This is a genomic window from Bacillus sp. FJAT-47783, assembly GCF_022808615.1.
Taxonomy (GTDB): domain Bacteria; phylum Bacillota; class Bacilli; order Bacillales; family Aeribacillaceae; genus Bacillus_BZ.
This window is the reverse complement of record NZ_JAKZKS010000001.1, coordinates 409,999-436,453: the sequence shown is the minus strand read 5'-3', so window position 1 is coordinate 436,453 and position 26,455 is coordinate 409,999. Positions and strand designations below refer to the sequence as shown.

Here is a 26,455-nt window from a genome sequence, read left to right as displayed (position 1 = left end):
GCTCTTTTATCGAAATTATACAAATTGTAGGACTTGGACTCATTGCTACGTTTTTAGCATTAATTGTGAAAGAACAAAAACCTACGTTTGCCTTTATGCTTGTCGTGTTTGTCGGTTGTGTCATCTTTCTATTATTAATAGATCAAATTTCTCATATCATTCAGATGATTGATTCAATTGCTCGTAGTGCGAATGTTAATGTCATGTATGTAGAAACAATTTTAAAAATCATTGGAATTGCTTATATTGCCGAATTTGGTGCACAAATTACAAAAGATGCTGGCCAAGGAGCTATCGCATCTAAAATTGAATTAGGTGGAAAAATATTGATTTTAACGCTGGCGATCCCAATTATTTCAGTTATCATTCAAACGATCATTAGCCTTTTACCAAGTGCGTAACGAAAGGAGGGGGAGCTTGAAAAGAATAAGTATCATCATCAGCATGATGGCGTATAGCCTCTTCATTTTTTTATTTTTCCCAAACTTTGTACAAGCTAACGAACCATTACAACAAGACAAAGCAGAAATGGATCAACAATACATTCATGAGCAAGTCGAAAACATAGGTCTTGAAGATATTACATCATTTTGGGATTACATTATGAAAGAATACGGCGGCTATCTACCTGAAAGTCAAAAAGGATCCCTTTATCAGTTTATTGAAGGAGAAAAACGTTTTTCCATTCAAGAATGGTTCCAAGGAATGGTAAAGTTTTTATTTTATGAAATTTTAGCAAATGGGAAATTGCTTGGAACACTCATTTTATTAACCATTTTCAGTACATTATTACAGCATTTGCAAACGGCATTTGAACAAAATACTGTGAGTAAAATTGCCTATGCTATTGTTTATATGGTGTTAATCATTATCGCACTAAACAGTTTCCATGTTGCCATTTCTTATACGGAAGAGGCGATTAGTAGGATGACAAGCTTTTTGCTCGCCCTACTTCCTTTACTTTTAGCATTAATGGCTTCATCTGGTGGGGTTTTATCAGCAGCATTTTTTCATCCCGTCATCATTTTTTTAATGAACACAAGTGGATTATTAATTGAAAAAATTGTATTACCATTATTATTTTTATCAGCTCTCCTTTATTTAGTTAGTACTCTATCAGAGCAATTTAAAGTTACGCAACTTGCCCAGCTTTTGAGAAATATTGGGATTGGACTGTTAGGGGCGTTTTTAACCATCTTTTTAGGGGTTTTGTCCGTACAAGGCGCCTCAGCTGCTGTTTCTGATGGAATTACATTGCGAACAGCCAAGTTCGTAACGGGGAATTTCGTCCCGGTATTAGGGAAAATGTTTACGGATGCAGCAGATACCGTTATAAGTGCTTCCATGTTACTCAAAAATACAGTCGGATTAATTGGAGCGGCGATCCTATTAATCATCGCCTTATTTCCAGCTATAAAAGTGTTAGCGTTATCCTTTATTTATAAATTTGCCGCAGCATTGTTACAGCCGTTAGGCGGTGGTCCTGTTATCAATTGTTTAGATATTATTAGTAAAAGTGTCATTTATATTTTTGCCGCATTAGCAATTGTCTCTGTCATGTTCTTTTTGAGTATAACCGTTATCATTGCAGCTGGCAATCTCACAATGATGGTAAGGTAAGGTGGTTAAATGGCGTTTTTAACAGAGTGGGTAACGAATATTATTTTGTTCATTTTGCTCGCGCTCGTCGTCGATATGCTTCTGCCAAATTCATCTATGAAAAAGTACACAAAACTAGTGATGAGCCTATTATTAATGGTTATCATCATTACACCTATCTTCCGTCTATTCTCATACGACCTACCTCAGTCGATTACTGACATGAATATTCCTTCCTTAGAACAGAATCAACAGATAAAAAATGAGATGGAATTAAAGAAAAAAGAAATACAGACTAGTAAACATGCATATATTTTAGAACAAATGGCTGTCCAAATGGAATCTGTAGCAGAAGAGGAGTTGATCGGAAAGTATGGATTAGGAATTAAGTCAATCGTTCTTTCCACTAATGTAAAAGAAATGGACATTCAATCAGAAAAAGATTTAGAAAAAATTGTCGTAACGATAGCCAAACGATCAGGAGAAGAAGCAGATGAGACCATTGAAACAATTCAACCGATAAAAGTAGAACCGATCATCAGAGAGGAAGAAGAACATGAAAAACTACAAAATGAAGCAGACGTTATAAAAGAACTAGCGCATATTTGGGGAGTTTCCACAGATAAAATTAGTATTCAATTGGAAGGAGGAGAGGGCGAGCGATAATGGGAGATAAAAAAAGTTTTGCAGATAAGTTTAGAAATTTATTTCCTGGAGGGGACAAAAAAAATTCGAAATCCCAATACGTAGTCGTTCTTTTTTTAATCGGTATAGCCTTTATGATTGTGAGTAATTTTTTTTCACAGTCGCAACGTGAAACAATGGAAACTATTAACGATATCAATGGGAGTGAAGGTACTGAAGTATTTAAACAAACAGATGAAAATCAATCAACCATCGATATTTTCGAACAAGAATATGAAAATCAATTAAAAGAGGCATTAGAAACAATCGTTGGTGTTGATGATGTAACAGTAGTCGTTAATGTTGATTCCACCTCTGAAAAAATATTAGAAAAAAATACGGTCACACAAAGTCAGTCAACAACAGAGTCTGATCGAAATGGTGGAACAAGGGAAGTAGGGGATCAATCGACTGATGAACAAGTCGTTATTATTCGAAAGGGAGATCAAGAAGCTCCCATTGTTATTAAAGTAGAAAAGCCAGAAATTCGAGGGGTACTCATCGTCGCCAAAGGGGTGGAAAATATTCAAATAAAGAAAATGATGACCGATGCGGTTACGAGAGTTCTCGATGTGCCTAGTCATCGTGTCGCTATATTACCGAAGAAATCAAAGGAGGATTAAAAAAATGCTAAAAAAACAAACCGTTTGGTTATTAACAATGCTAAGCTTAGTTGTTGTGTTAAGCGTTTATTACATTACTTCACCTGATGGAGGAATGAATTCTAACGTTGCGACAATTTCAACTGATCAACAAGACGCACCGGTAGATGAACAAAAAGATAATCCTGAAAAAGATAGTGAAACGCCTGAAAGTGAGCCTTCTGAAGAAGAAGGACAAAAAGAAGACGGAGAGAATAAAGAAAACACTACGTCAGGTGAAAGTGTAACGGAAACAGAGGAAGGGGATGTTATCTCAACCATTTCAAGCGATGACTTATTTACGGCTGTACGTATGGAACTAGAAGATGAAAGAAATGAACGAAAACAAGAGTTAGAAACCATTATCGGTTCGAAAGATGCCTCTGCAGAAGAAAAAAGTAAAGCGTATGAAGAAATGCGACAATTATCTGCTGTAACTACGAAAGAAAAAGTATTAGAAACATTAATTAAATCAAAAGGATATAGTGATGCGTTAGTGCAGGCTGATGGTGAACACGTACGGATAACCGTCAAAACTTCTTCTGAACATTCGAAGAAACAAGCGAACGAAATTATCCATCTTGTAAAATCAGAAATTAACACAATGCAAGACGTCGCAGTCACGTTTAAAATTTCAAAATGATTTTACACCCCTTCAAGTGAGGGGTTTTTTATTTTTGTTTTTTTCAGTGTTATATCTATAGGGGAATAGGATAGATTGACAAGTATAGAAGGAGCCAATTTATTTTCACTTGATGTGCACATTGTGATAAATGGTGCTTGAAATTCGACATAATTAGAAAAATAATATAAAATTGTTTCAAAATTTGTTGAATTATTTTATAATTTTAATTAGTTTGTACTATATGTAACCTCCCTAACATATTGAATTTTAGCTCGGAATTGTCGTATGATACTATGTAGTACTAACTTTTAGTACTTGATGTCAAATCGCTTGTAACTACAAAGCTTGTTCGAATACGAACAAAAATAAGGGGTGCTTAACATGTTGAAAATACAAGAAATACGAGAAATTATTAAACTTATTGATCAATCATCCATTAATGAATTTAAGTTTGAAAACGATGGAATGAAAATTAATTTGAAAAAAAATGGGCAAGAAGTTGAAACGGTTGTACAAAAAGTTGTCCAAGAGAAAGTAGCACAGCCTGTACAGCAAGTAGAAGCACAACCAGTTGCCGAAACAGTAGCGCCAGTGCAAACAAAAGAGGTCGTGCAAGAAGCAGTAAAACAAGTGGAAACAGAAAATTTACATAAAATTACGTCTCCAATGGTTGGGACTTTCTATTCTTCGCCTAATCCGGATGCTAGTCCATACGTATCACCGGGTTCGAAAGTTGATCATAGTACAGTTGTATGTATCGTAGAGGCGATGAAGCTATTTAATGAAATTGAAGCAGAGGTAAAAGGAGAAATCGTTGAAGTATTAGTAGAAAATGGACAGCTTGTCGAATATGGACAGCCATTATTCCTTGTAAAGCCTGAATAAGGAGCGAGTTTATGATTAAAAAATTATTAGTTGCTAACAGAGGAGAAATTGCCGTTCGAATTATTCGAGCATGTAAAGAGTTAGGGATTGAAACTGTCGCCGTTTATTCTGAGGCAGATAAAGAGGCATTACATGTTCAATTAGCGGATGAAGCTTATTGTATTGGTCCGACAGCTTCTAAGGATAGCTACTTAAATTTTACTAATATTATTAGTGTAGCGAAATTAACGAATACAGATGCTATTCATCCGGGCTACGGATTTTTAGCTGAGAATGCAGACTTTGCTGAGTTATGTAAAGATTGTAATATCATTTTTGTTGGTCCTAGTGCTGAAGCGATATCGAAAATGGGGACGAAAGATATTGCTCGTGAGACAATGCGTGAAGCAGGTGTTCCGATCGTACCTGGTTCACAAGGAATTATTGAGACAGTGGAAGATGGGATGGAAATTGCCCAAAAAATTGGCTACCCTGTTATAATTAAAGCAACAGCGGGTGGTGGCGGAAAAGGTATTCGCGTCGCTCGTGATGAGGATGAGCTTCGAAAAGGTATTCAAATTACTCAGCAAGAAGCAGCGACAGCGTTTGGAAATCCTGGCGTTTATTTAGAAAAATATATTGAAGATTTTCGTCATGTGGAAATCCAAGTGTTAGCGGATAACTACGGAAACGTCATTCATTTAGGTGAACGCGATTGTACGATTCAGCGCCGCTTACAAAAGCTTTTAGAAGAAACACCATCTCCTGCTTTGACAAGAGAGATTCGTCAAGAAATGGGAGAAGCTGCTGTGAAAGCGGCACAAGCCGTGAACTATTCTGGAGCTGGTACGGTAGAATTTATTTTTGATTATCGTACAGGTGATTTTTATTTCATGGAAATGAATACGCGTATTCAAGTTGAACATCCTGTAACAGAAATGGTCACAGGAATTGATTTAATTAAAGAGCAAATAAAAGTGGCTGCTGGCGAAAAGCTTGAATACAAACAAGAGGATATCACGTTTAACGGATGGGCAATCGAATGCAGAATTAACGCAGAAAATCCAGAGAAAAACTTTATGCCATCACCAGGAAAGGTTAACATGTACTTGCCTCCTGGCGGACTTGGTGTGCGTGTGGATTCAGCCGTCTATCCAGGCTACTCAATTCCACCATTTTATGATTCCATGGTTGCGAAGCTTATCACATATGGAGCAACTCGTGAAGAGGCGATTGCTCGAATGAAACGTGCATTAAGTGAATTTGTCATTGAAGGTGTGTCGACAACCATCCCATTCCACTTAAAACTTCTTGAACATGAAACATTTGTGAATGGTGAATTTAATACTAAATTTTTAGAACTCCATAAAGTAATGGAATAACTGAGTTGGAGGTGACGTTATGAATGAACATAACGCATTAGAAATGAATCAAAATGATTCAAGTTTAGGAAAAGTCGAAATTGCACCTGAAGTCATTGAAGTGATTGCTGGTATTGCAGCATCTGAAATTGAAGGCGTAGCGCAAATGCGTGGCAACTTTGCTGCAGGCGTTGTAGAGCGTCTTGGCAGGAAGAACCACGGAAAGGGCGTAAAAGTTGATTTGTCAGATGATGGAATCATCATTGATGTCTATTGTGTCATTGAGTTCGGTGTATCCATCCCAACTGTAGCCCAAAAAGTTCAAGATAACATTCGTCAAGCATTATTAAACATGACAGCACTAGAGATTAATGAAATTAACATTCACGTTGTTGGCGTTCAGTTTGAACAAAAGCAACCAGAAGTTGAAGTAGAAGAAGAAATGTAAGGGGAACGCGGGGGATACTCCCGCGTTCTTATTTTTTAGGTCAGAAAGTATAAAAGTTGCACGTCGTTTTAAGTATCTAGAGAAAGTTGCTTAAGCCCCTCGAGTTAATAACATGGCGCTGTAAAGACAAAGAGTGTCTTTCTTGGATGAAGTACATTTTTGCCCGAGGGTAAGGAAGGCGCTTTCGCTTTTCTTGTTAAATACATAATTTTTTAATCTTTCTGAATATGTGTGAGAGTGAACTTTCGTGTGCTTCATGTCGACAATTGTGATATTATTCTTTTATGACAATTCGACAATGACCATATTAGAAGTAAAAGGAGAAAGAAAATGAAACGGAGAACAGCAAGAGAAAAAGCATTACAGGCACTGTTTCAAATCGATTTAGCCGAAACAACTCCAAGTGAAGCGATTTCACATGTGCTTGAAGGAGAAGAAGAGGATGAGTTTTTAAACCGCCTTGTTCACGGTACGGTTGAAAAGTTAGATTTTATAGATGAAATGATAAAACCCCATTTATTGAAATGGAAGCTAGAGCGTCTAGCTAATGTTGACCGTACGATTTTACGCATGGCTGTTTATGAAATGAAATTCGAGCAAGATATTCCTCTCGATGTAACAATTAATGAAGCCATTGAACTTGCTAAAACATTTGGTGATGAAAAATCAAGTCGCTTTGTAAATGGTGTCCTCTCGAATGTTAAAAATGCTTTATTAGAAGAATAGCATAACTAGGAGGAAGACGATGACTGCAACGATTATTAGTGGAAAAGAACTTGCTTTTGAAAAACGACAACAACTTAAAGCTGAGGTTGAAAAATTAAAGGAACAAGGAGTTACGCCAAAGCTTGTCATTATTTTAGTAGGTGATGACCCAGCTTCATTATCTTATATTAAGGGTAAACAAAAAGCATCGGAAGAGACGGGAGTAGCGTTTCATTTAGAGCACTTAGCTGAACATACTTCTCAAGATGAATTATTACAATTAATTGACCGTTACAATTGTGATGAAGAAGTGGACGGAATTTTAGTTCAATTACCTTTACCAAATCATATCGAAGAAAAAGCAGTAATTGAACGAATTTCACCTGAAAAGGATGTAGATGGATTCCATCCAATAAATATTGGTAAAATGATGATAGGACAAGAGACTTTTTTACCGTGTACGCCAGCAGGGATTGTCGAGATGATAAAATCTGCAAATATTGAGATTGCTGGGAAGCATGTTGTTGTAGTAGGAAGAAGTAACATTGTTGGGAAGCCAGTCGGACAATTATTATTAAATGAGCATGCGACTGTTACGTATTGCCATTCAAGAACGAACGATATTAAAAAATATACAAGCGATGCGGATATATTAATCGTTGCAGTTGGAAAAGCGAATATGATTACAAATGAACATATTAAAGAAGGGGCCGCTGTTATTGATGTTGGAGTCAATCGTCTTGAAAACGGGAAGCTAGCCGGAGATGTTGACTTTGAACATGCAAAGAGTAAAGCAAGTGCTATTACTCCTGTACCTGGTGGAGTGGGACCAATGACGATTACAATGCTTGTTTATAACACGGTTATGTCCGCGAAAAAACGCCTTTCATAACATCATGAGCTATCAGTAGTGCATCTGCTGATAGCTTATTTTACAGGCGGTGGCCAATTTTTCATTGAAGCGTAGTTCATTCTTGTTTCGAAAGTTTCGCTTACAAAGGAGTTTTTCATGATGACAGAATTGAAGTATGTCACTGTAACGGCTTTAACGAAATACATAAAACGAAAATTTAATGTCGATCCTCATTTGCAAGATATTTGGGTTAAGGGAGAGTTGTCTAATGTCAAAATACATAGTAGAGGCCATGTGTATTTTACATTAAAGGACAAAGGTGCTCGTATCCAAGCGGTTATGTTTGCAAGTCAAATCCGTCATTTAAAATTCCGTCCTGAGGATGGGATGAAAGTTCTCATAAGAGGAGAAATTTCCGTCTATGAGCCGAGCGGAACGTATCAAATTTATGCAAAGGAAATGCAACCAGATGGCATTGGTAGTCTGTATTTAGCTTATGAGGAGTTAAAGAGAAAGCTTGATGGAGAAGGGATATTCGACTCGAAACATAAAAAGAAAATACCCGCTTATCCTGAAACAGTCGGTGTTATTACATCTCCTACTGGTGCAGCAATAAGAGATATTTTATCCACGATCAAAAGAAGATACCCGATTTGTAAAGTTGTATTGCTTCCAGCTCTCGTTCAAGGAGTTGAAGCAAGTAATTCGATTGCAAAACAAATTGAAAGAGCGAATGAAATAAGAGGAATAGATGTTTTAATCGTAGGTCGAGGCGGAGGATCTATTGAAGAGCTGTGGGCTTTTAATGAGGAGATTGTAGCAAGGCAAATGTTTAAATCGAGAATACCAATTATTTCTGCTGTCGGGCATGAAACAGATTACACGATTGCTGACTTTGTGGCTGATTTGCGTGCACCAACTCCAACAGCTGCAGCAGAGTTAGCGGTTCCAAACTACAAAGATTTAATCGATCGAATAACCGAACGTAAAGTACGTTTGCATCGGAATTTTAAAGAGCGGATTAAGCTTGAAAAGGAACGTTTGAAAAGGCTACAAAAATCTTACGCCTTTAAATATCCGAAACAATTGTATCAGCAAAAAGAACAACAATTAGATTTGACGTTGGAACGCTTTCATCGGGAAGCAAACCGTTACTTGAAAACTAAAATGGATCAATTACAAATGGTTGATCAACGGATGATAGGACTTCACCCGAAAGATAGGATAAATCGCTTAAAAGAGCAGCGTGAAACGCTTCATCGAAAACTGACAAGAGAAATCGAACTATTATTACGTCAAAAACAGGCAGCATTTCAGACGGAGCTTTCAAAATTAAATGCGCTAAGTCCTCTGAAAGTGATGGAAAGAGGATATAGTCTCGTCTATAAAGAAAATGAGCTTATGAAAAGTGTTCAAAATGTTAATTTAGAGGATGTTATTGAAGTTAAAATGCAAGATGGGAAATTACAATGTGAAGTTATTCGTATAAAGGAGGAACCTGTAAGTGAGTGAAGAAAAAGAGTTAACGTTTGAGCAAGCGATGGAACAATTGGAGGAGATTGTTGGCAAGCTGGAAGAAGGAGATGTACCACTGGAAAAAGCCATTCATTATTTTCAGGAAGGAATGAAATTATCGAGAGTATGTCATGAAAAATTAGAGAATGCTGAAAAGCAAATGGACTATATTTTGAAAGAAAATGGACAAATGGAGCCGTTTGACATTCAGGAGGAACAAGAAGCGTGATGGACAGTGTGACGACTTTTTTACAAGAGAGAAAAGCGATTATTGAATCGATTTTACCGACATATATAGAACGGTTACAATCACCAAAGAACTTGAAAGATTCCATGCTATATTCCATAAATGCAGGTGGTAAACGATTAAGGCCTGTTTTGTTATTAGCTATTTTAAATGCCTATAGCAAAGAAGAAAAAACCGGATATTTTGTAGCGTGTGCGATTGAAATGATTCATACGTATTCGCTCATTCACGATGATTTACCTAGTATGGATAATGATGATTTGCGAAGAGGAAAACCGACAAACCATAAAGTTTTTGGTGAAGCAATGGCGGTTTTAGCTGGCGATGGCTTATTAACAGAAAGCTTTCGAATTATTGCTGAGCAAGAAGAAATATCGCCTGAAAAACGTTTGCGTTTAATTTCTGAATTAACTAAGGCAGCCGGAGTTGAAGGAATGGTTGGCGGACAAGTGGCGGATATAGAGGGTGAGAAGAAAGCGTTAACGTTAGAAGAGCTTGAATTTATTCATGAGAATAAAACGGCTAAATTGTTAGGGTTTAGTATTATAGCGGGCGCTATACTTGCAGGGGCAAGTGAGGAGGATATTGAAAAGTGGCGTGTCTTTTCCTACCATATCGGAATCGCTTTTCAAATTCGAGATGACATTTTAGATATTGAAGGAAAAGAAGAAGTGATCGGGAAGCCTGTTGGCTCTGATACGGGTAATGAAAAAACAACATATCCAACTCTTTTAACGATGAATGGTGCCAAACAAAAGCTTGAAGAACATATAACAACTGCGAAAGAGATATTGCATACATTAACCATAAATACAAAAATACTGAAAAGTTTGTGCGATATGATTGCATCAAGGGACCATTAAACTTAGGTATGATTGAATATGTCAGACCTTTATGCTATAATTATCAGTAGAATGTTTTGGGTGGTGCAGTATTCTAGTCAGTCCCCCAGTTCTGAAGGCGGGCCTAAAAATCCGCTAAAGGGCACATCGATGAAGTTCCTTGTGTTGGCTTGAGGCGCCCAGCCTTGGGTTGATGCTGGGAGTTAAGGTTAGAGGGCGATCCACAAAGGCATGTGGGCGTTGACCCTCTTTCCGCGGAGGCCCATTTACGTATCCACATTGTGAGGTATGGAATGGGGTATGAACCTGTTTACGTCCTTTACTGATGAAGGGCGGACAGCGTAGCCTGCCTTGAGTGGAGTTTGAGGGGATTATGGTTAAATAGTAACCTTTTCATATGGCCAATGAAAGGGCTACTGTATGCTATATGAAATCATCTCTGCAAAAGAGGCTAAGAACTGGTAAAAGGACTGTTGAGGAAAACTCCTAGACTGTTCGCAGAACCGACATATATAAAGGATTATAGTACGGACTAAGTGGCAATCCAGTCTAGCATTTGGTGACAGTGCTAAGTTACGTTTAAAGGGAAACCGCCAGAGTGGCAACGCTCGGTACGTAGCTGGGAAAACCTACTGGACCTAAGCCGTAATTTTTACTTTATATATGACCACCCAACCTTAATACATAGTCAAAATATCATTCGGGCCTTGTTCGTATTGAGCCTGATTTAAAAAAGGTATAGGTGTAAACATAAAAAATGAGAGAATTATTTCGACAATCAATTAAATGGAGCTTAAGTATAGCCGTTATCACGTTTGTGTTAGCGGCTCTTTTTTCAGTTATATCAAATGCTACACTCGGTGGTGTCGGGTGGGGAATTGGCATGCTGATTGTGTTTGTCATCGTTTTAATTGGAATCTTTTTTGATATGTTAGGTATTGCCGCAACAGCTGCCAATGAAGTACCTTTTCATGCAATGGCTTCCAAGAAGATTGAAGGTGCGAAACATTCCATTGTTATTATACGAAATGCAGATCGATTCTCGAATTTCTGTAATGATGTGATCGGTGATATTTCAGGTATCATAAGTGGTACAGCATCAGCTATTGTTATTGTGCAATTAGCGTTAAGCTTTAACTTTCGTCAAGGATCAATCTTTGAGTTTGTTATATCTGTGATCTTTACAAGTGTTGTTGCCGCATTAACGGTTGGCGGAAAAGCGTTCGGAAAAACCTTTGCAATCCAATATTCGACAGATATAATATTTCAAGTCGGGAAACTATTTTATTTTTTAGAAAAACGGTTTAATATTGTATTGATTAAAGAAAATAAAGGGAAAAATAGAAAAAATCGAAACCAGAATCGAAAGTGAGTGGTCCTTTTGGATCTATTAGCAATACAAAATCCGAAATTTTTAAAGCAACTATCGAATCAAGAGTTGGAAAAATTAAGTGGTGACATTCGCAAATTTTTAATAGAAAAATTATCGATAACGGGTGGACATATTGGTCCAAACCTTGGTGTCGTAGAACTAACACTTGCTTTACATAAAGAGTTTAACAGCCCGAAAGATAAATTTATTTGGGATGTCGGACACCAATCTTATGTTCATAAAATATTAACCGGTCGTGCCAATCAATTCGATACGCTGAGACAATATCGTGGATTATCTGGTTTTCCGAAACGTTCAGAAAGTGAACATGATGTGTGGGAAACAGGTCATAGTTCAACGTCATTATCTGCTGCAATGGGCATGGTAATCGCACGTGATATAAAAGGAACAAATGAACATATTGTACCGATCATTGGTGATGGAGCTTTAACGGGTGGAATGGCATTAGAAGCGTTAAACCATATTGGACATGAACAAAAGGATATTATTGTTATATTAAATGACAATGAAATGTCCATTGCCCCAAATGTCGGTGCGCTCCATAACGTATTAGGAAGATTACGGACAGCCGGAAAATATCATTGGGTAAAAGATGAATTGGAATATTTATTAAAAAAAGTGCCTGCTGTAGGCGGGAAGCTTGCTTCAACTGCTGAACGTGTAAAAGATAGTTTAAAATACTTTTTCGTCTCCGGTATGTTCTTTGAAGATCTCGGATTTACGTATTTAGGCCCTGTTGATGGACATAATTTTGACGATTTATTTGAGAATTTACGATACGCAAAGAAGACGAAAGGTCCTGTTCTTCTTCATGTCTTAACGAAAAAAGGAAAAGGCTATCTCCCAGCAGAATCAGATACAACTGGAACGTGGCACGGTACGGGCCCGTATAAAATCGAAACAGGAGACCTTATTAAGCCAAAAAATGCACCTCCTTCTTGGAGCGGTTTAGTAAGTGAAACCGTACGAAAAATGGCGCGAGAAGATAAGCGGATCGTTGCGATAACACCTGCCATGCCAGTTGGCTCTAAGTTAGAAGGATTTAGAGAAGAGTTTCCAGATCGTATGTATGACGTCGGAATTGCTGAGCAACATGCGGTTACACTTGCAGCTGGTCTAGCTCAAATGAAGATGAAGCCATTTTTAGCGATTTATTCTACTTTCCTACAACGCGGATACGATCAAGTTGTACATGATGTTTGCCGACAAAATTTAAATGTCTTTTTTGGAATTGACCGTGCAGGGTTGGTAGGAGCCGATGGAGATACGCACCACGGTGTATTTGACATCGCATTTTTAAGACATGTTCCTAACATTGTCATAATGATGCCGAAAGACGAAAACGAAGGGCAACATATGGTTTATACAGCGTTAAAATATGATGATGGACCGATTGCTGTCCGTTATCCACGTGGAACAGGTCTTGGGGTTCCACTTGATAAACAATTAAAGGAAATTCCTATCGGTACTTGGGAAGTGTTAAAAGATGGAACAGATGTCTGTATTTTAACCTTTGGGACAACGATTGAAATAGCAATGGATGCAAGTGTTGATTTAGAACAAAAGGGAATTTCTGCAAAAGTCATCAATGCACGCTTCATCAAGCCGTTAGATGAGAAAATGCTTCACGAAATATTCTCACTAAAAATGCCTGTATTAACGGTTGAAGAAGGGATTCTTCAAGGTGGTTTCGGAAGTGCTGTACTAGAATTTGCAGCAGACAATGGCTACCACGATGTAAAAGTAAACCGCATGGGAATTCCGGATGCCTTTATTGAACACGGTAGTGTATCGAAATTGCTCGAAGAAGTTTCTTTAACGAAAGAATCGATTGTCAAGCAGATTCTGAAATTAACACCAACTGTAGAAAAAGGAATAAATTATGGGTAAAAAAGAACGTTTAGATGTTTTACTTGTGGAAAGAGGACTAGTGGAAACGAGAGAAAAAGCGAAGCGATCCATTATGGCAGGGTTAGTATATAGTAATGAAGAAAGATTGGAAAAGCCTGGAGAGAAAGTGGATAAAGAAATCCCCTTAACGGTGAAAGGGAATGTTCTCCCATATGTTAGCCGCGGAGGATTAAAGCTTGAAAAAGCCATAAAAGAATTTCATTTACAACTTCAAGATAAAATTATTGTTGATATTGGCTCTTCAACAGGTGGATTTACGGATTGTGCTTTGCAAAATGGAGCGAAAATGTCGTATGCAATTGACGTAGGCTATAACCAACTTGCTTGGAAGCTTCGTCAAGATGATCGTGTCGTTGTCATGGAAAGAACGAACTTCCGTTATGTGACAAGTGCTGACTTCTTATATGGAATGCCTGAATTCGCGACAATTGACGTATCCTTTATCTCTTTACGGCTTATTTTACCAGTGTTAAAATCAATCCTTGTTCCAAATAGCCACATTGTTGCACTTGTTAAACCACAGTTTGAAGCAGGGAAAGAAAATGTTGGTAAAAAAGGAATTGTTCGTGATAGAAACGTTCATGAGCAAGTTTTGACCGATATGGTTACATTTGCTATAAACGAAGGATTCAATTGTGAACATTTAACACATTCCCCGATTACGGGGGGAGATGGTAATATTGAATTTTTACTTCATCTCCATTTTGAAGGTGAGAAAGATAGCGGAAATTTAAACATCGAGCAGACGGTACAAGAAATTGTGGCGTCAGCACATGAACAATTAAAACAACATAGAAAATAAAAAACGAACAGGGATAGCCTTGCTATTCCTGTTTATTATGTGTAGGATGTATGTACTTTTCACCCTTTTTTGTATAACATAAAAAGTAAATAAATGAAGTTTGAGAGGTGCCGTAATGAATAAAGGACAAAGACATATAATGATTCGGGAACTCATTACAAACTTTGAAATTGAAACACAGGATGAACTTGTGGATATGTTAAAGAATTCAGGATTTAACGTTACACAAGCAACGGTTTCACGGGATATTAAAGAATTGCATTTAGTGAAGGTTCCAATGCCAGATGGACGGTATAAGTATAGTCTACCGGCAGATCAACGTTTTAATCCATTACAAAAATTAAAGCGTTTATTAATGGATGCCTTTGTCAAAATAGATTCAGCCGGGCATTTATTAGTGATGAAAACGATGCCTGGAAATGCTCATGCAATCGGGGCTTTAGTCGATAATCTCGATTGGGAAGAAATTTTAGGAACGATTTGTGGTGATGATACTATTTTAATCATTTGTCGTACATCAGAAGATACAGAAATGCTAACAAATCGATTTTTGGACATGCTTTAATCCCAAGTGGGAGAGGTGATGAATATGTTAGCTGAATTATCGATTAGAAATTTCGCTATTATTGAATCGTTAACGGTCTCCTTTGAACGGGGATTAACCGTTTTAACTGGTGAAACAGGTGCTGGCAAGTCAATTATTATTGATGCGATATCACTGCTTGCAGGAGGTCGTGGATCTTCTGAATTTGTTCGATTTGGGGAAAAGCGTGCAGAAATTGAAGGGTTATTTTTACTTGAAAGTGTTGATCACCCATGTATTCAAAAGTGTAGTGAGTTTGGTATTGACGTTCAAGATGGAATGGTTATTTTACGGCGAGATATTGGTGCTAATGGAAAAAGTGTATGCCGTGTAAACGGAAAGCTTGTAACGATAGCTGTATTAAGAGAAATTGGAAGGTTGTTGGTCGATATTCATGGCCAGCATGATAATCAAGAATTAATGGATGAAAATCAGCACTTGCACTTACTTGATGAATATGGTGGAGTTGAAATCAAACAAGCTAAAAAGGTATATCAAGAAATATATAAACGGTTTGTTGAGTTAAACAGTAGACTAAAAAGCTTAACGGAAAATGAACAAGAAATGGCTCACCGCTTAGATCTAATCCAATTCCAATTAAATGAAATCGAGTCTGCCCATTTACAGCCAAATGAAGATGTGAAGCTTCAAGAAGAACGAAAACAAATAGTAAATTTTGAAAAAGTGTTCAACGCATTACAAAGTGCTTATGATGCATTGCAAGGTGAACAACGTGGTATAGATTGGCTTGGTCTTGCCATGAGTCATCTTGATGATGTATCTGATTTAAATGAAACGTTACAAACACTTTCTGAGACATTATCAAATCATTATTATTTAATTGAAGATTTGACGTATCAATTACGAAATGAGCTCGATACATTGGAGTTTGATCCAGAACGATTAAATACGATTGAAGCGCGTTTAAATGAAATTAATCATTTAAAACGGAAATATGGACAATCGGTTGAAGAAATTTTGTCCTATGCTGCTCAAATCGAAGAGGAAATTGAAACGATTACAAATCGCGATAGTCATTTACATACTATCCGTGAAGAATTACAATCCATTCGAAAAGATTTACTTGTAGAGGCGAAAAATGTTACACAAATTCGTAAAAAATCGGCGAAAAAATTAACAGAAAGCATAACAGAAGAGTTAAAAGCTCTGTATATGGCGAAAACAACCTTTGCCGTTCAATTTTTAAAGGAAGAGCTAGAAGATAGTAAATTTACACAAGAAGGTATAGATCAAGTAGAATTTTACATAGCAACAAACCCAGGTGAACCGTTGAAACCGTTAGCAAAAGTTGCATCTGGAGGAGAGCTTTCGCGAATTATGTTAGCGATGAAATCCATTTTTTCAAAACACCAAGGGATTACATCAATTATTTTTGATGAGGTTGATACAGGTGTAAGTGGACGTGTTGCTCAAGCGATAGGCGAAAAAATTTACCGCGTTTCAGAAGGTTCCCAAGTATTATGTATTACACATCTGCCGCAAGTAGCCGCAATGGCAGATACCCATTTATTTATTTCAAAAGAAACAATGGATGGCCGTACGAAAACGAATGTGAAACCGTTAAACGAAGAAGAAAAAATAAAAGAAATTGGTCGTATGATTGCGGGAGTAGAAGTAACAGAATTAACGAAGCAGCATGCCAAGGAATTGTTACAAATGGCGCATACTGTAAAATGTTGAAGCTCTAATGAGAGCTTCAATTTTTTTGTAAGAATATAATTTATATCATGTCGATAAAGTGTTCCATGTTGGTTATTGGAGGCTCTAGGAGCTATCGGCTCAGAAATATAGCCTATCTGTCCAGAAAGTTAAAACAACCATCTTTATCGTGGAGTCAGATGACGACATTGCGACGTTGCTTAACAGAGTGGGCAGCGGTTAGTCGCAATTGGGGTGCCCTGAACTTTTCATCTTTAATCGTTGTATTTTTCCTATTTAGCCATTCTTTTTTCTTAACTCATTACCAAACAATTTCTTTTATTTATAGTTATATTTGACCTCGCTCAAGGAAAAATTAATGGATGTAGCCATATAAATGTTTGTCATGATGGTGTGGATAGGAGCGAGGAGAGTGAAATGATGAATGGTGAACAAATAAGAAAAATAATAGGTGCTATTCTCCTTGTTTCGTTAATCAGTTTAGGTTTTTCCAAAACTGTAAAAGAATATGTATCAATTCCTAAACATGTAACTGTGTTTGAAAAACAAACAGCTCAAATAAATGAAGCATTACCTGCAAATGCTTCTGTAAATGGAACAAGCAACGCTTTCAAAATCGCAACAAATGAGTCGGAATTACAAATAAAGGGGCAAAAAATTGGAAGCGGAGACGTTGTTTATGATATGAAAGGATTTCCCATTAAAAAAGTATCTGTAAAGGTCATTCCCGATTTAAAAGTCATACCTGGTGGCCAATCTATCGGCGTGAAGCTTAATACATTAGGTGTATTAGTGGTTGGTTTTCATCAAATTGAAACAGAAGCTGGAAAAGAGTCACCTGGTGAAACAGCTGGCATTCAAATTGGAGATATTATAACAAAAATTAATGGGAAAAAAATTGAAAAAATGAGTGATGTTACTCCTTTTATTCAACAGTCAGGTAAAACGGGCAGTCCGTTAAATTTAGTTGTAAAACGTAACGAGGAGCTTATTGAAACGGTATTAACACCTGTAAAGGATGATAAAGATCATTCGTATCGGATTGGGCTATATATTCGTGATTCAGCTGCTGGTATTGGCACAATGACATTTTATGAACCGAAGTCAAAAAAATTCGGTGCTTTAGGTCACGTTATATCTGATATGGATACAAAAAAACCAATTATCGTAAATGAAGGGAAAATTGTTCAATCAACGGTAACGTCCATTGAAAAAGGAAGTAATGGAAGCCCGGGAGAAAAACTGGCTCGATTTTCTGAGGGAACAGAAGTTATTGGTCGCATTACTCGAAATACTCCCTTTGGTATTTTCGGTCAATTAAATAAACGGCTAGAAAACGGTGTTTTGGATAAGCCACTACCGATTGCTTTATCCCATGAAGTAAAAAAAGGACCAGCGAAAATCTTAACAGTTGTTGAAAAAGATCAAGTAGAAACATTTGATGTTGAAGTCGTAAGTACAGTTAACCAAAAGTTTCCAGCTACAAAAGGAATGGTTATTAAAGTAACCGACAAAAGACTGCTTGAAAAAACTGGGGGCATTGTTCAAGGAATGAGTGGAAGTCCTATAATTCAAGAAGGAAAAATAATTGGTGCTGTCACTCATGTTTTTGTAAATGATCCAACTTCAGGATACGGTGTTCACATTGAGTGGATGCTCCAAGATGCTGGAGTGGATATATATAACGATCAACAAAAAGCGAGCTAAAACATGCTCGCTTTTCTTATGGGGAGTGATTATTTAATAGAAGTTTCACTTTATTTCTGTTCCTTTGTTCGGTAAAATGAAAATAAAGATTTTTCGACAAGAGCAACAACTTTCTTTTACAATATAACAAGTACACGTCGAATACATAAGAAAAATAGAGAAAAATGGAGATAAATGAAAATCTTTAGTTTTTTTCAAAAATAAAGAGGAATCTTTGGAGAATTGTCGAAAACAACTGTTAGACTAATAAATCGCGTATGATAATGGAAATGAACATGGGGAGGATAAAGTGTGAAAAAAATTAAGGTTTGTATTGTTGATGATAACAAAGAGCTTGTGGCCCTTTTAGAAGAATATTTATCAAGCCTTGATGACATGGAAGTTGTAGGTGTTGCCCACAACGGACAAGACTGTTTAAAATTACTTCCTGAGAAAAAACCAGATGTATTATTGTTAGATATTATTATGCCCCATTTAGATGGTCTTGCAGTGTTAGAAAAAATGCGGGAACTGGATATTCCAAACAAATTAAATGTGATCATGTTAACCGCTTTTGGTCAGGAAGATGTGACGAAGAAAGCGGTCGACTTGGGGGCTGCTTACTTTATTTTAAAGCCATTCGATATGGAAAGTTTAGCAAATCATATTCGTCAAGTAAGTGGAAAAGCTTCGCCTATTATGAATCGATCAAAACAGTTATCGCAGCCTGAGGAAAAAACGGCAAACTTAGACGCCATGATTACAAGCATTATTCACGAAATTGGTGTACCTGCCCATATTAAAGGATATCAATACTTACGTGAAGCGATTTCGATGGTATATAAAGACATTGAATTATTAGGGTCAATTACGAAAGTGTTATATCCAGATATTGCCAAAAAATACAACACAACCGCATCAAGAGTTGAGCGTGCGATTCGTCATGCGATTGAAGTTGCCTGGAGCCGAGGGAATATTGAGTCCATATCAAACTTGTTTGGCTACACGGTAAGCATGTCAAAAGCAAAACCGACAAATTCAGAATTTATTGCGATGGTTGCAGATAAATTGCGTCTCGAACATAAAGCTTCTTGAAAGGGTTAGGAATAAATCGGTTTTAACATTTAATTAAATAGTCGCTATGATCGTTAAAGCCCAATAAGTTTAATCAAATTTATTGGGTTTTGTTATGATATCAAAAATTATCATTTGAAAAAGCTTTCAGTAATTAATGTAAAGTCTCCTATGTCCAGCTCCAGCACCTAGCTTCTTGAATCAGAAACGTGACGTCGTAAAGGTAAAGAGCTCCTTTTCGTCGTAAGAATATTTTTGTCTGAGGCTGACCAAGGAGCTTACGCTTTTCTTATGAAAGGATGGCTTAAAATGACAAAAATTTTTGCCCATCGAGGTGCAAGTAAACAATATCCGGAAAATACGATGCTCGCATTTGAAGCGGCATATTTACAAGGTGCTAATGGCATTGAGTTGGATGTTCAAATGACGAAAGATGGCGTACTTGTTGTCATTCATGATGAAACATTGGATCGAACGACGAATGCAACAGGTTGGGTGAAAGATTATACATATCGTGAAATTCAACATGTAGACGCTTCATACACCTTTACACAATTTTTAGGTAGATGCCCAATACCTAAATTAGAAGAAGTTTTAAGTTGGGCAAAAAAAAGACAGCCCTTTTTCCTCAATATTGAATTAAAAAACAGTGTGATTGATTATTTTCAATTAGAAGAAAAGGTCGTCGATATGGTCAAACAATTCCGACTTGAAGATCGCGTTATCCTTTCATCGTTTAACCATTATAGTTTAGTCCGTCTTCACCGCATCGCAAAGGACATTGAAACAGCTATTCTTTATAGTGAATGGTTATATGAGCCGTGGGATTATTGTAAGAAAATTGGTGTAAATGGCCTTCATCCACATTACCGGTCACTTAAAAATGAATTAGTGATTAAAGAAGCAAAGAAACATAATGTGCCAATTAGACCGTATACAGTGAATAAAATGAAAGATATAGAGAGGTTCTTTCGTTTAGAGGTTGAAGCAATTATTACAGACTTTCCAGAAAAAGCGATTCAAAAAAAGTCTGTCAACTAAAAAAAGTAGCCAATCAAATGGCTACGATCGTCGAAAAACTAGCCGATGTTTAGGCTAGTTTTTTTTCTTAAAACGAGCTTGTACTTTATTTCTTTTTCGGTCTCGGTGAAAAATAAATCCCGCAATAAACGTTAAACCTAAAACGAATAAAAGAAGGCCAACTAAAAACTGTAAGCCTAGAAATGGGAAAGGTGGGTGTAATACACCGAATACCATATCCCGCATTAATTTAATGCCATATGCAGCGAAAATTCCAGGTATAACCATAATTAAAAGAGCGATCATTCTTGTCATGATTGTAAATCCCTTCATACATAAATCAAGAAAACATTTTGCCTGAAACAAATCAAGGCGCTTGCACTTTTCTTAATTTTCATCTTGTTTTTATTATTTGTCAACCCCGGGAAACATGGATATGATATTAGTAATGCAAAAAATTTCATTAACAGATGAACGGCTTTAGATAAGGGGGATTTTTATGCAAAAAGTGATGTTAATTGGTGCAGGAAAAGGGGGCATGACGTTAATAAAAAAACTTCATCGAACGCAAATGTTGCAAATCGTTGCAGTTGTGGACAAAAACCCTCAAGCCCCAGGGATGGATTTAGCCCGGTCATTAGGGATTTTAACTAGTACAGAATGGAAGCCGATACTTTCTGATCAAATTGATATCGTCATGGAAGCAACGGGGGATGATGAGTTAGCGAAAGAATTGATAACTGTTCGGAGTGACAATTTAATCGTTATTCCTGGTTCTATTGCTATGATTTTATCGCAACTGATAGAAGAAAAAGAATCTCTAATTGAAACGCTTGAACATAAAACATACGTACAAGAGACCATCTTTAATTCAACAAATGACGGGATGATAGGCATCGATGTGGAAGGATGTATTTTCTTATTTAATAAAACTGCTGAAAAAGTAACTGGAATGAAGCGGTCAGAAGTGTTTGGAAAGTCAATTCAAGAAATTATGCCAAAAAGCGGGTTACCCAATGTACTAACCACTAGAAATATCGAAGTGAACCAGCAGCTTTTATTGGATAATGGTGTGTCAATCGTTACAACTCGAATTCCAATCATGGATGAAAAAGGAGAGTTGCACGGTGCATTATCGATCTTTAAGGATATTACAGAAGTAGAGCAATTGGCAGAAGAAATTACTAACTTAAAAGAAATTCAAACGATGTTAGAAGCGACGATTCAATCGTCTGAAGAAGCTATCTCGGTAGTAGATGAAGAAGGTCGTGGAATTCTCATTAATCGGGCCTATACGAGAATGACAGGATTGACAGAAGAAGAGGTTATTGGAAAACCAGCTGAAATTGACATTTCAGAAGGGGAAAGTATGCATATGAAAGTATTAAAAACGAGACGACCCTTCAGAGGAGCTCGGTTAAAGGTTGGGCCGAATAAAAAGGATGTTATCGTAAATGTTGCTCCAATTATTGTCGATGGAAAGTTAAAAGGGAGTGTCGGAGTTATACACGATGTTTCTGAAATACAAACATTAACGAATGAATTGAATCGAGCTAGGCAGATCATTCGGACGCTTGAAGCGAAATATTCATTTAACGATATTATCGGGGAAAGTGAAGAAATGAAAGTGGCGATTGATCAAGCAAAACTTGGAGCCAAAACACCTGCCACTATATTATTGCGCGGGGAATCAGGTACAGGAAAAGAACTTTTTGCTCACGCCATACATAATGCAAGTGATCGTAGGTTTAATAAATTTATTCGTGTCAATTGTGCTGCAATCTCAGAATCATTACTTGAAAGTGAATTGTTCGGTTATGAAGAAGGTGCTTTTTCCGGTGCAAAACGTGGCGGAAAAAGAGGGTATTTTGAAGAGGCGAATAATGGGAGTATTTTTTTAGATGAAATTGGCGAATTATCCGCTCATATGCAAGCGAAACTACTTAGAGTGCTGCAAGAGAGAGAAATTGTTCGAGTTGGCGGGACAAAAGCAATACCTGTCAATGTTCGAATTATTGCGGCGACGAACGTTAATTTAGAGAAGGCAATGGCTGATGGTAGTTTTCGTGAAGATTTGTATTACCGTCTCAATCGTTATCCTATTTCTATTCCGCCATTACGACTTCGAAAAGTTGATATTCCGGCATTGTGTGGGTATTTAATTCGGAAAATTAATCAAGACTATGGACGAAATGTAGAACGGATAAGTGAGGAAGCATTAAATGTATTTTTTCGATATCAATGGCCTGGCAATGTTCGAGAACTAGAAAACATATTAGGACGTGCCATTATTTTCATGAACCATAATGAAACGATTATTCAAAAGCACCACTTGCCACAGTTAGAGCTAGAGCTAGAACAAAATAATATGAAGAAAATAAATCATTTTGTCAATACTAATACTGCTCGTTTATCTGACCTTGTAGATCAATTTGAATCCGATGTCATTCGAAATGCTCTTGAAGAAAATGGTTATAATCGAACAAAAACTGCACAACAATTAGGGATTTCAATCCGGAATTTATATTATAAAATAGAAAAATTTAATCTTGCAAAAAATGACATGCAATAGTTTGCGTATAGTGCAATAATTTGCAGTATAAAAATATTGTCGAATAAAGCGTTTTCAACAACGGTGAAGTTGGCACGATTCTTGCTAATTATATTAACGGGTGCTAACAAAGGGGATGCTAACTAAACTTCGGAAGGGTTGAGGCATTAATGAAGTTAGATGATTTGCTTACAAAAGCAGCCCAATTAGAAGGCAAAACTGTAGCAGTTGCTCAAGCAGAAGATGAAGAAGTAATTGAAGCAGTTAAAGCTGCACGTGAAAGGCAAATAGCAAATTTCTTACTTTTTGGAGATGAAGAAAAAATTCATCATTTATTAAAAGCAAAAGGTGTACAAGAAGAAGGTGTGACAGTTGTTCATACAACCTCCAAAGAAATGTCTGCCCAACAAGCTGTAAAGGCTGTTCAACAAAAAGATGCAGATGTTGTAATGAAAGGGAATGTACCGACAGCAACTATTTTAAAAGCAGTTTTAAACAAAGAACATGGGCTACGTACTGGGAATGTACTATCACATGTTGCCGTGTTTGAAGTGCCTGACTATGACAGGTTTATCATCGTAACAGATGCGGCAATGAATATTGCACCTGATTTACAACAAAAAGCACAAATTGTAAGCAATGCGGTTGATATTGCTACTTCCATCGGGATTGATACACCAAAAGTTGCACCAATCGCTGCTGTGGAAACGGTGAATCCTGCTATGCAAGCAACATTAGATGCAGCCGCACTTGCACAAATGAATGCGAGAGGGCAAATTAAAAATTGTATTATTGATGGTCCTCTAGCACTTGATAATGCAGTATCTATAAAAGCAGCAGAACATAAAGGGATTACGAGCGAAGTAGCTGGTGATGCGGATATCCTTTTAGTTCCTGTTATTGAAGCGGGGAATATTTTGTATAAATCATTAATTTATTTTGCAAAAGCAAAAGTCGGCGCCGTTATTGCTGGAGCTAAAGCGCCTATTGTCTTAACGAGCCGAGCTGATTCAGCAGAAAGTAAATTGTATTCATTAGCACTTGCCATTTGTTCAGCAAAATAACTTTAGGGGGAACGAAACATGGAAATCTTCAAATATATGGAAACTTATGATTATGAGCAATTAGTATTTTGTCAAGATAAACAATCTGGATTAAAAGCGATTATCGCGATTCATGATACAACACTTGGGCCAGCTCTCGGTGGTACACGTATGTGGACATATGACTCTGAAGAAGCGGCAATTGAGGACGCACTTCGTTTAGCTCGTGGTATGACGTACAAAAATGCTGCTGCGGGATTAAACCTTGGTGGAGGTAAGACAGTTATTATCGGAGATCCTCGAAAAGATAAAAACGAAGAAATGTTCCGTGCATTTGGTCGCTTCATTCAAGGGTTAAATGGTCGTTACATTACAGCAGAAGATGTAGGTACAACTGTTGCTGATATGGATTTAATCTATGAAGAAACAGATTACGTAACAGGTATTTCACCTGCATTCGGTTCTTCTGGTAACCCATCTCCAGTAACTGCTTACGGTGTTTATCGTGGAATGAAAGCAGCTGCTAAAGAAGCATTTGGTACAGATTCTTTAGAAGGAAAAGTGATTGCAGTTCAAGGTGTAGGGAACGTAGCTTACAATTTATGCCGCCACTTACATGAAGAGGGAGCACAATTAATTGTTACAGATATTAATAAAGAAGCGGTTCAACGCGTTGTTGAAGAATTCGGTGCCAAAGCCGTTGACATTAACGACATTTACAGTGTAGACTGTGATATCTTTGCTCCATGTGCGCTTGGTGGAATTATTAACGATGAGACAATTCCTCAAATAAAAGCAAAAGTAATCGCAGGTGCTGCAAACAACCAGCTTCGTGAAGCGAAACATGGTGACATCATTTCTGAAATGGGTATTGTTTATGCACCAGACTATGTCATCAATGCAGGTGGGGTTATTAATGTAGCTGATGAGTTATATGGTTACAATCGTGAACGCGCGATGAAACGTGTTGAGCAAATTTACAACACCATTGAAAAAGTATTTGAGATTTCTAAGCGGGACAATATTCCATCTTACGTTGCAGCAGACCGTCTTGCGGAAGAGCGTATTGAAAAAATGCGTCAATCTCGCAGCCAATTTTTACAAAACGGCCAAAGTATTTTAAGCCGTCGTCGCACACGATAATTACTTTGATTAAGAAGTAGTAACGCTTTTTTTAAGTTACTACTTCAAAACATGTATAAAAAAACGGAGGTCATCACAGTGCAAGAAAAAGCATTTAGAATTCTTGTCATCAACCCTGGGTCAACCTCAACAAAAATAGGTGTATTTGATGGAGAACGTTCTATTTTTGAAAAGACGATCCGTCATGATGCTGATAAAATCAATTCATTTGCTTCGATCATTGATCAGTATGAGTTTCGTAAGCAAATGATTTTAGAAACATTAGATGAAGAGGGAATCAATATTTCAAAACTGAGTGCAGTTTGTGGTAGAGGTGGATTGTTGCGTCCAATTGAAGGTGGGACATATGAAGTAAACGACCAAATGCTTGAAGATTTACGTGCGGGCTTCGCTGGTCAACATGCTTCAAATCTTGGTGGAATTTTAGCGTATGAAATCGCAACAGGGTTAAATATTCCTTCTTATATTGTTGACCCGGTTGTCGTTGATGAAATGCAGGATGTTGCAAAAATATCAGGTGTTGCAGGAATCGAGCGGGTTAGTATATTCCACGCTTTAAACCAAAAAGCTGTTGCCCGTAAAGTAGCAGCTAAATTTAACAAAAAATACGAAGAAATAAATTTAATTATTACGCATATGGGTGGCGGTATTACGGTTGGAGCTCATAAACAAGGCCGTGTTATTGATGTAAATAACGGCTTGCACGGAGATGGGCCCTTTAGTCCAGAGCGCGCGGGAACAGTTCCGGCAGGTTCATTAGTTGAAATGTGCTTCTCTGGTCAATATTACCGTGAAGAAATTATGAAAAAGCTTGTTGGACAAGGTGGTCTTGTTGGCTATTTAGGAACAAATGATGCCGTTACCGTCGAAAAAATGATTGAAAATGGGGATGAAAAGGCTAAACTGATTTATGATGCAATGGCTTATCAAATTGCGAAAGAAATCGGTTCTGCAAGTGCCGTTTTAAAAGGTCAAGTAGATGCAATTGTCTTAACAGGTGGACTTGCTTACGGGAAAGAATTTGTACAAGAAATTTCATCTTATATTGATTGGATTGCAGACGTTGTTGTATTCCCAGGTGAAAATGAATTACAAGCTCTTGCAGAAGGTGCGTTACGTGTCCTTCGTGGCGAAGAAGAGGCGAAAGTGTACCCTGGTGGCGTGAAAGAAAAAGTTCTGAACTAA

The 26,455-nt window shown here is 37.2% G+C and carries 26 protein-coding genes; 25 read left to right on the top strand and 1 reads right to left on the bottom strand.

The genetic code is table 11. The annotated features are described in order from the left end of the window. Nucleotides 1-8 precede the first annotated feature (8 nt). From spoIIIAD to MLD65_RS02110, 21 genes are all read left to right on the top strand, one after another. Nucleotides 9-401, top strand: a complete 393-nt coding sequence (spoIIIAD, locus tag MLD65_RS02210; protein ID WP_243290267.1) for a stage III sporulation protein AD — start codon at nt 9-11, stop codon at nt 399-401. 16 nt (nt 402-417) lie between these two features. Further along, entirely contained in the window at nt 418-1,620 is a 1,203-nt protein-coding gene (gene spoIIIAE / locus MLD65_RS02205; RefSeq protein WP_243290206.1) for a stage III sporulation protein AE, read from the top strand. A 9-nt stretch (nt 1,621-1,629) separates the two neighbouring features. After that, nucleotides 1,630-2,265 (top strand): stage III sporulation protein AF, encoded by a 636-nt coding sequence (gene spoIIIAF, locus MLD65_RS02200; protein ID WP_243290205.1) that lies wholly within the window; start codon nt 1,630-1,632, stop codon nt 2,263-2,265. Continuing rightward, nucleotides 2,265-2,906 carry a stage III sporulation protein AG gene (gene spoIIIAG / locus MLD65_RS02195; RefSeq protein WP_243290204.1) on the top strand — a complete coding sequence of 214 codons (642 nt, stop codon included), beginning with the start codon at nt 2,265-2,267 and terminating at the stop codon, nt 2,904-2,906. The genes spoIIIAF and spoIIIAG overlap by 1 nt, the downstream gene beginning before the upstream one ends. A 4-nt stretch (nt 2,907-2,910) precedes the next feature. Continuing rightward, a complete protein-coding gene (locus MLD65_RS02190; protein ID WP_243290203.1) occupies nt 2,911-3,567 on the top strand; it encodes a SpoIIIAH-like family protein in 657 nt (218 codons plus the stop codon). A gap of 363 nt (nt 3,568-3,930) precedes the next feature. Further along, nucleotides 3,931-4,434, top strand: coding sequence for an acetyl-CoA carboxylase biotin carboxyl carrier protein (gene accB / locus MLD65_RS02185; RefSeq protein WP_243290202.1), 504 nt, complete (start codon nt 3,931-3,933; stop codon nt 4,432-4,434). A gap of 11 nt (nt 4,435-4,445) precedes the next feature. Continuing rightward, nucleotides 4,446-5,795: an acetyl-CoA carboxylase biotin carboxylase subunit gene (gene accC, locus MLD65_RS02180; RefSeq protein ID WP_243290201.1), complete on the top strand. Its 1,350-nt coding sequence runs from the start codon at nt 4,446-4,448 to the stop codon at nt 5,793-5,795. Between the two features lie 19 nt (nt 5,796-5,814). Further along, a complete protein-coding gene (locus MLD65_RS02175) occupies nt 5,815-6,222 on the top strand; it encodes an Asp23/Gls24 family envelope stress response protein (RefSeq protein ID WP_243290200.1) in 408 nt (135 codons plus the stop codon). A gap of 330 nt (nt 6,223-6,552) precedes the next feature. Continuing rightward, nucleotides 6,553-6,948 (top strand): transcription antitermination factor NusB, encoded by a 396-nt coding sequence (gene nusB / locus MLD65_RS02170; protein ID WP_243290199.1) that lies wholly within the window; start codon nt 6,553-6,555, stop codon nt 6,946-6,948. Nucleotides 6,949-6,967: 19 nt separating this feature from the next. Then, nucleotides 6,968-7,819 carry a bifunctional methylenetetrahydrofolate dehydrogenase/methenyltetrahydrofolate cyclohydrolase FolD gene (gene folD, locus MLD65_RS02165; RefSeq protein WP_243290198.1) on the top strand — a complete coding sequence of 284 codons (852 nt, stop codon included), beginning with the start codon at nt 6,968-6,970 and terminating at the stop codon, nt 7,817-7,819. A 120-nt stretch (nt 7,820-7,939) separates the two neighbouring features. Further along, nucleotides 7,940-9,292 carry an exodeoxyribonuclease VII large subunit gene (xseA, locus tag MLD65_RS02160; protein WP_243290266.1) on the top strand — a complete coding sequence of 451 codons (1,353 nt, stop codon included), beginning with the start codon at nt 7,940-7,942 and terminating at the stop codon, nt 9,290-9,292. Next, on the top strand, nt 9,285-9,524 hold the full coding sequence (locus MLD65_RS02155) for an exodeoxyribonuclease VII small subunit (protein ID WP_347709256.1): 240 nt from the start codon (nt 9,285-9,287) through the stop codon (nt 9,522-9,524). The genes xseA and MLD65_RS02155 overlap by 8 nt, the downstream gene beginning before the upstream one ends. After that, nucleotides 9,524-10,405, top strand: a complete 882-nt coding sequence (locus tag MLD65_RS02150; RefSeq protein WP_243290264.1) for a polyprenyl synthetase family protein — start codon at nt 9,524-9,526, stop codon at nt 10,403-10,405. Before MLD65_RS02155 ends, MLD65_RS02150 begins: the two co-directional genes overlap by 1 nt. Nucleotides 10,406-11,141: 736 nt before the next feature. Next, nucleotides 11,142-11,756 carry a hypothetical protein gene (locus MLD65_RS02145; protein WP_243290197.1) on the top strand — a complete coding sequence of 205 codons (615 nt, stop codon included), beginning with the start codon at nt 11,142-11,144 and terminating at the stop codon, nt 11,754-11,756. 9 nt (nt 11,757-11,765) lie between these two features. Further along, a complete protein-coding gene (dxs, locus tag MLD65_RS02140; RefSeq protein ID WP_243290196.1) occupies nt 11,766-13,667 on the top strand; it encodes a 1-deoxy-D-xylulose-5-phosphate synthase in 1,902 nt (633 codons plus the stop codon). Continuing rightward, nucleotides 13,657-14,490, top strand: a complete 834-nt coding sequence (locus tag MLD65_RS02135; protein ID WP_243290263.1) for a TlyA family RNA methyltransferase — start codon at nt 13,657-13,659, stop codon at nt 14,488-14,490. Before dxs ends, MLD65_RS02135 begins: the two co-directional genes overlap by 11 nt. A gap of 115 nt (nt 14,491-14,605) precedes the next feature. Further along, entirely contained in the window at nt 14,606-15,055 is a 450-nt protein-coding gene (ahrC, locus tag MLD65_RS02130) for a transcriptional regulator AhrC/ArgR (RefSeq protein ID WP_243290195.1), read from the top strand. 24 nt (nt 15,056-15,079) lie between these two features. Continuing rightward, nucleotides 15,080-16,774 carry a DNA repair protein RecN gene (recN, locus tag MLD65_RS02125; protein ID WP_243290262.1) on the top strand — a complete coding sequence of 565 codons (1,695 nt, stop codon included), beginning with the start codon at nt 15,080-15,082 and terminating at the stop codon, nt 16,772-16,774. Nucleotides 16,775-17,173: 399 nt separating this feature from the next. Beyond that, on the top strand, nt 17,174-18,460 hold the full coding sequence (gene spoIVB, locus MLD65_RS02120) for a SpoIVB peptidase (protein WP_243290261.1): 1,287 nt from the start codon (nt 17,174-17,176) through the stop codon (nt 18,458-18,460). 291 nt (nt 18,461-18,751) lie between these two features. Further along, on the top strand, nt 18,752-19,534 hold the full coding sequence (spo0A, locus tag MLD65_RS02115; protein ID WP_243290194.1) for a sporulation transcription factor Spo0A: 783 nt from the start codon (nt 18,752-18,754) through the stop codon (nt 19,532-19,534). A 288-nt stretch (nt 19,535-19,822) separates the two neighbouring features. Beyond that, on the top strand, nt 19,823-20,554 hold the full coding sequence (locus MLD65_RS02110) for a glycerophosphodiester phosphodiesterase (protein ID WP_243290193.1): 732 nt from the start codon (nt 19,823-19,825) through the stop codon (nt 20,552-20,554). A gap of 54 nt (nt 20,555-20,608) precedes the next feature. Here the strand turns inward: MLD65_RS02110 and MLD65_RS02105 are convergent, their stop codons facing one another. Continuing rightward, nucleotides 20,609-20,848, bottom strand: coding sequence for a DUF2627 domain-containing protein (locus tag MLD65_RS02105; protein ID WP_243290192.1), 240 nt, complete (start codon nt 20,846-20,848; stop codon nt 20,609-20,611). 184 nt (nt 20,849-21,032) lie between these two features. Here MLD65_RS02105 and MLD65_RS02100 point away from each other — a divergent pair, with 184 nt between their 5' ends. The 4 genes from MLD65_RS02100 to buk all read left to right on the top strand — a co-directional run bounded on the left by MLD65_RS02100 (nt 21,033) and on the right by buk (nt 26,455). Then, the gene (locus MLD65_RS02100; protein WP_243290191.1) at nt 21,033-23,105 is read left to right on the top strand and encodes a sigma-54 interaction domain-containing protein; all 2,073 of its coding nucleotides are present in this window, start codon (nt 21,033-21,035) and stop codon (nt 23,103-23,105) included. 149 nt (nt 23,106-23,254) lie between these two features. Further along, entirely contained in the window at nt 23,255-24,148 is an 894-nt protein-coding gene (yqiS, locus tag MLD65_RS02095; protein ID WP_243290190.1) for a phosphate butyryltransferase, read from the top strand. An 18-nt stretch (nt 24,149-24,166) separates the two neighbouring features. Next, nucleotides 24,167-25,270 carry a Leu/Phe/Val dehydrogenase gene (gene bcd, locus MLD65_RS02090; RefSeq protein ID WP_243290189.1) on the top strand — a complete coding sequence of 368 codons (1,104 nt, stop codon included), beginning with the start codon at nt 24,167-24,169 and terminating at the stop codon, nt 25,268-25,270. A gap of 51 nt (nt 25,271-25,321) precedes the next feature. Continuing rightward, on the top strand, nt 25,322-26,455 hold the full coding sequence (gene buk, locus MLD65_RS02085; RefSeq protein ID WP_243290188.1) for a butyrate kinase: 1,134 nt from the start codon (nt 25,322-25,324) through the stop codon (nt 26,453-26,455).

Bases quoted from the DNA above. Each gene is read 5' to 3' on its own strand.
- nusB (WP_243290199.1), top strand. From the start codon at position 6,553: ATGAAACGGAGAACAGCAAGAGAAAAAGCATTACAGGCACTGTTTCAA.
- accB (WP_243290202.1), top strand. From the start codon at position 3,931: ATGTTGAAAATACAAGAAATACGAGAAATTATTAAACTTATTGATCAA.
- buk (WP_243290188.1), top strand. From the start codon at position 25,322: ATGTATAAAAAAACGGAGGTCATCACAGTGCAAGAAAAAGCATTTAGA.
- spoIVB (WP_243290261.1), top strand. From the start codon at position 17,174: ATGAATGGTGAACAAATAAGAAAAATAATAGGTGCTATTCTCCTTGTT.
- MLD65_RS02150 (WP_243290264.1), top strand. From the start codon at position 9,524: ATGGACAGTGTGACGACTTTTTTACAAGAGAGAAAAGCGATTATTGAA.
- spoIIIAG (WP_243290204.1), top strand. From the start codon at position 2,265: ATGGGAGATAAAAAAAGTTTTGCAGATAAGTTTAGAAATTTATTTCCT.
- accC (WP_243290201.1), top strand. From the start codon at position 4,446: ATGATTAAAAAATTATTAGTTGCTAACAGAGGAGAAATTGCCGTTCGA.
- MLD65_RS02110 (WP_243290193.1), top strand. From the start codon at position 19,823: ATGACAAAAATTTTTGCCCATCGAGGTGCAAGTAAACAATATCCGGAA.
- MLD65_RS02175 (WP_243290200.1), top strand. From the start codon at position 5,815: ATGAATGAACATAACGCATTAGAAATGAATCAAAATGATTCAAGTTTA.
- spoIIIAF (WP_243290205.1), top strand. From the start codon at position 1,630: ATGGCGTTTTTAACAGAGTGGGTAACGAATATTATTTTGTTCATTTTG.
- recN (WP_243290262.1), top strand. From the start codon at position 15,080: ATGTTAGCTGAATTATCGATTAGAAATTTCGCTATTATTGAATCGTTA.
- MLD65_RS02190 (WP_243290203.1), top strand. From the start codon at position 2,911: ATGCTAAAAAAACAAACCGTTTGGTTATTAACAATGCTAAGCTTAGTT.
- MLD65_RS02100 (WP_243290191.1), top strand. From the start codon at position 21,033: ATGCAAAAAGTGATGTTAATTGGTGCAGGAAAAGGGGGCATGACGTTA.
- xseA (WP_243290266.1), top strand. From the start codon at position 7,940: ATGACAGAATTGAAGTATGTCACTGTAACGGCTTTAACGAAATACATA.
- yqiS (WP_243290190.1), top strand. From the start codon at position 23,255: ATGAAGTTAGATGATTTGCTTACAAAAGCAGCCCAATTAGAAGGCAAA.
- MLD65_RS02105 (WP_243290192.1), bottom strand. From the start codon at position 20,848: ATGACAAGAATGATCGCTCTTTTAATTATGGTTATACCTGGAATTTTC.
- MLD65_RS02145 (WP_243290197.1), top strand. From the start codon at position 11,142: ATGAGAGAATTATTTCGACAATCAATTAAATGGAGCTTAAGTATAGCC.
- folD (WP_243290198.1), top strand. From the start codon at position 6,968: ATGACTGCAACGATTATTAGTGGAAAAGAACTTGCTTTTGAAAAACGA.
- bcd (WP_243290189.1), top strand. From the start codon at position 24,167: ATGGAAATCTTCAAATATATGGAAACTTATGATTATGAGCAATTAGTA.
- ahrC (WP_243290195.1), top strand. From the start codon at position 14,606: ATGAATAAAGGACAAAGACATATAATGATTCGGGAACTCATTACAAAC.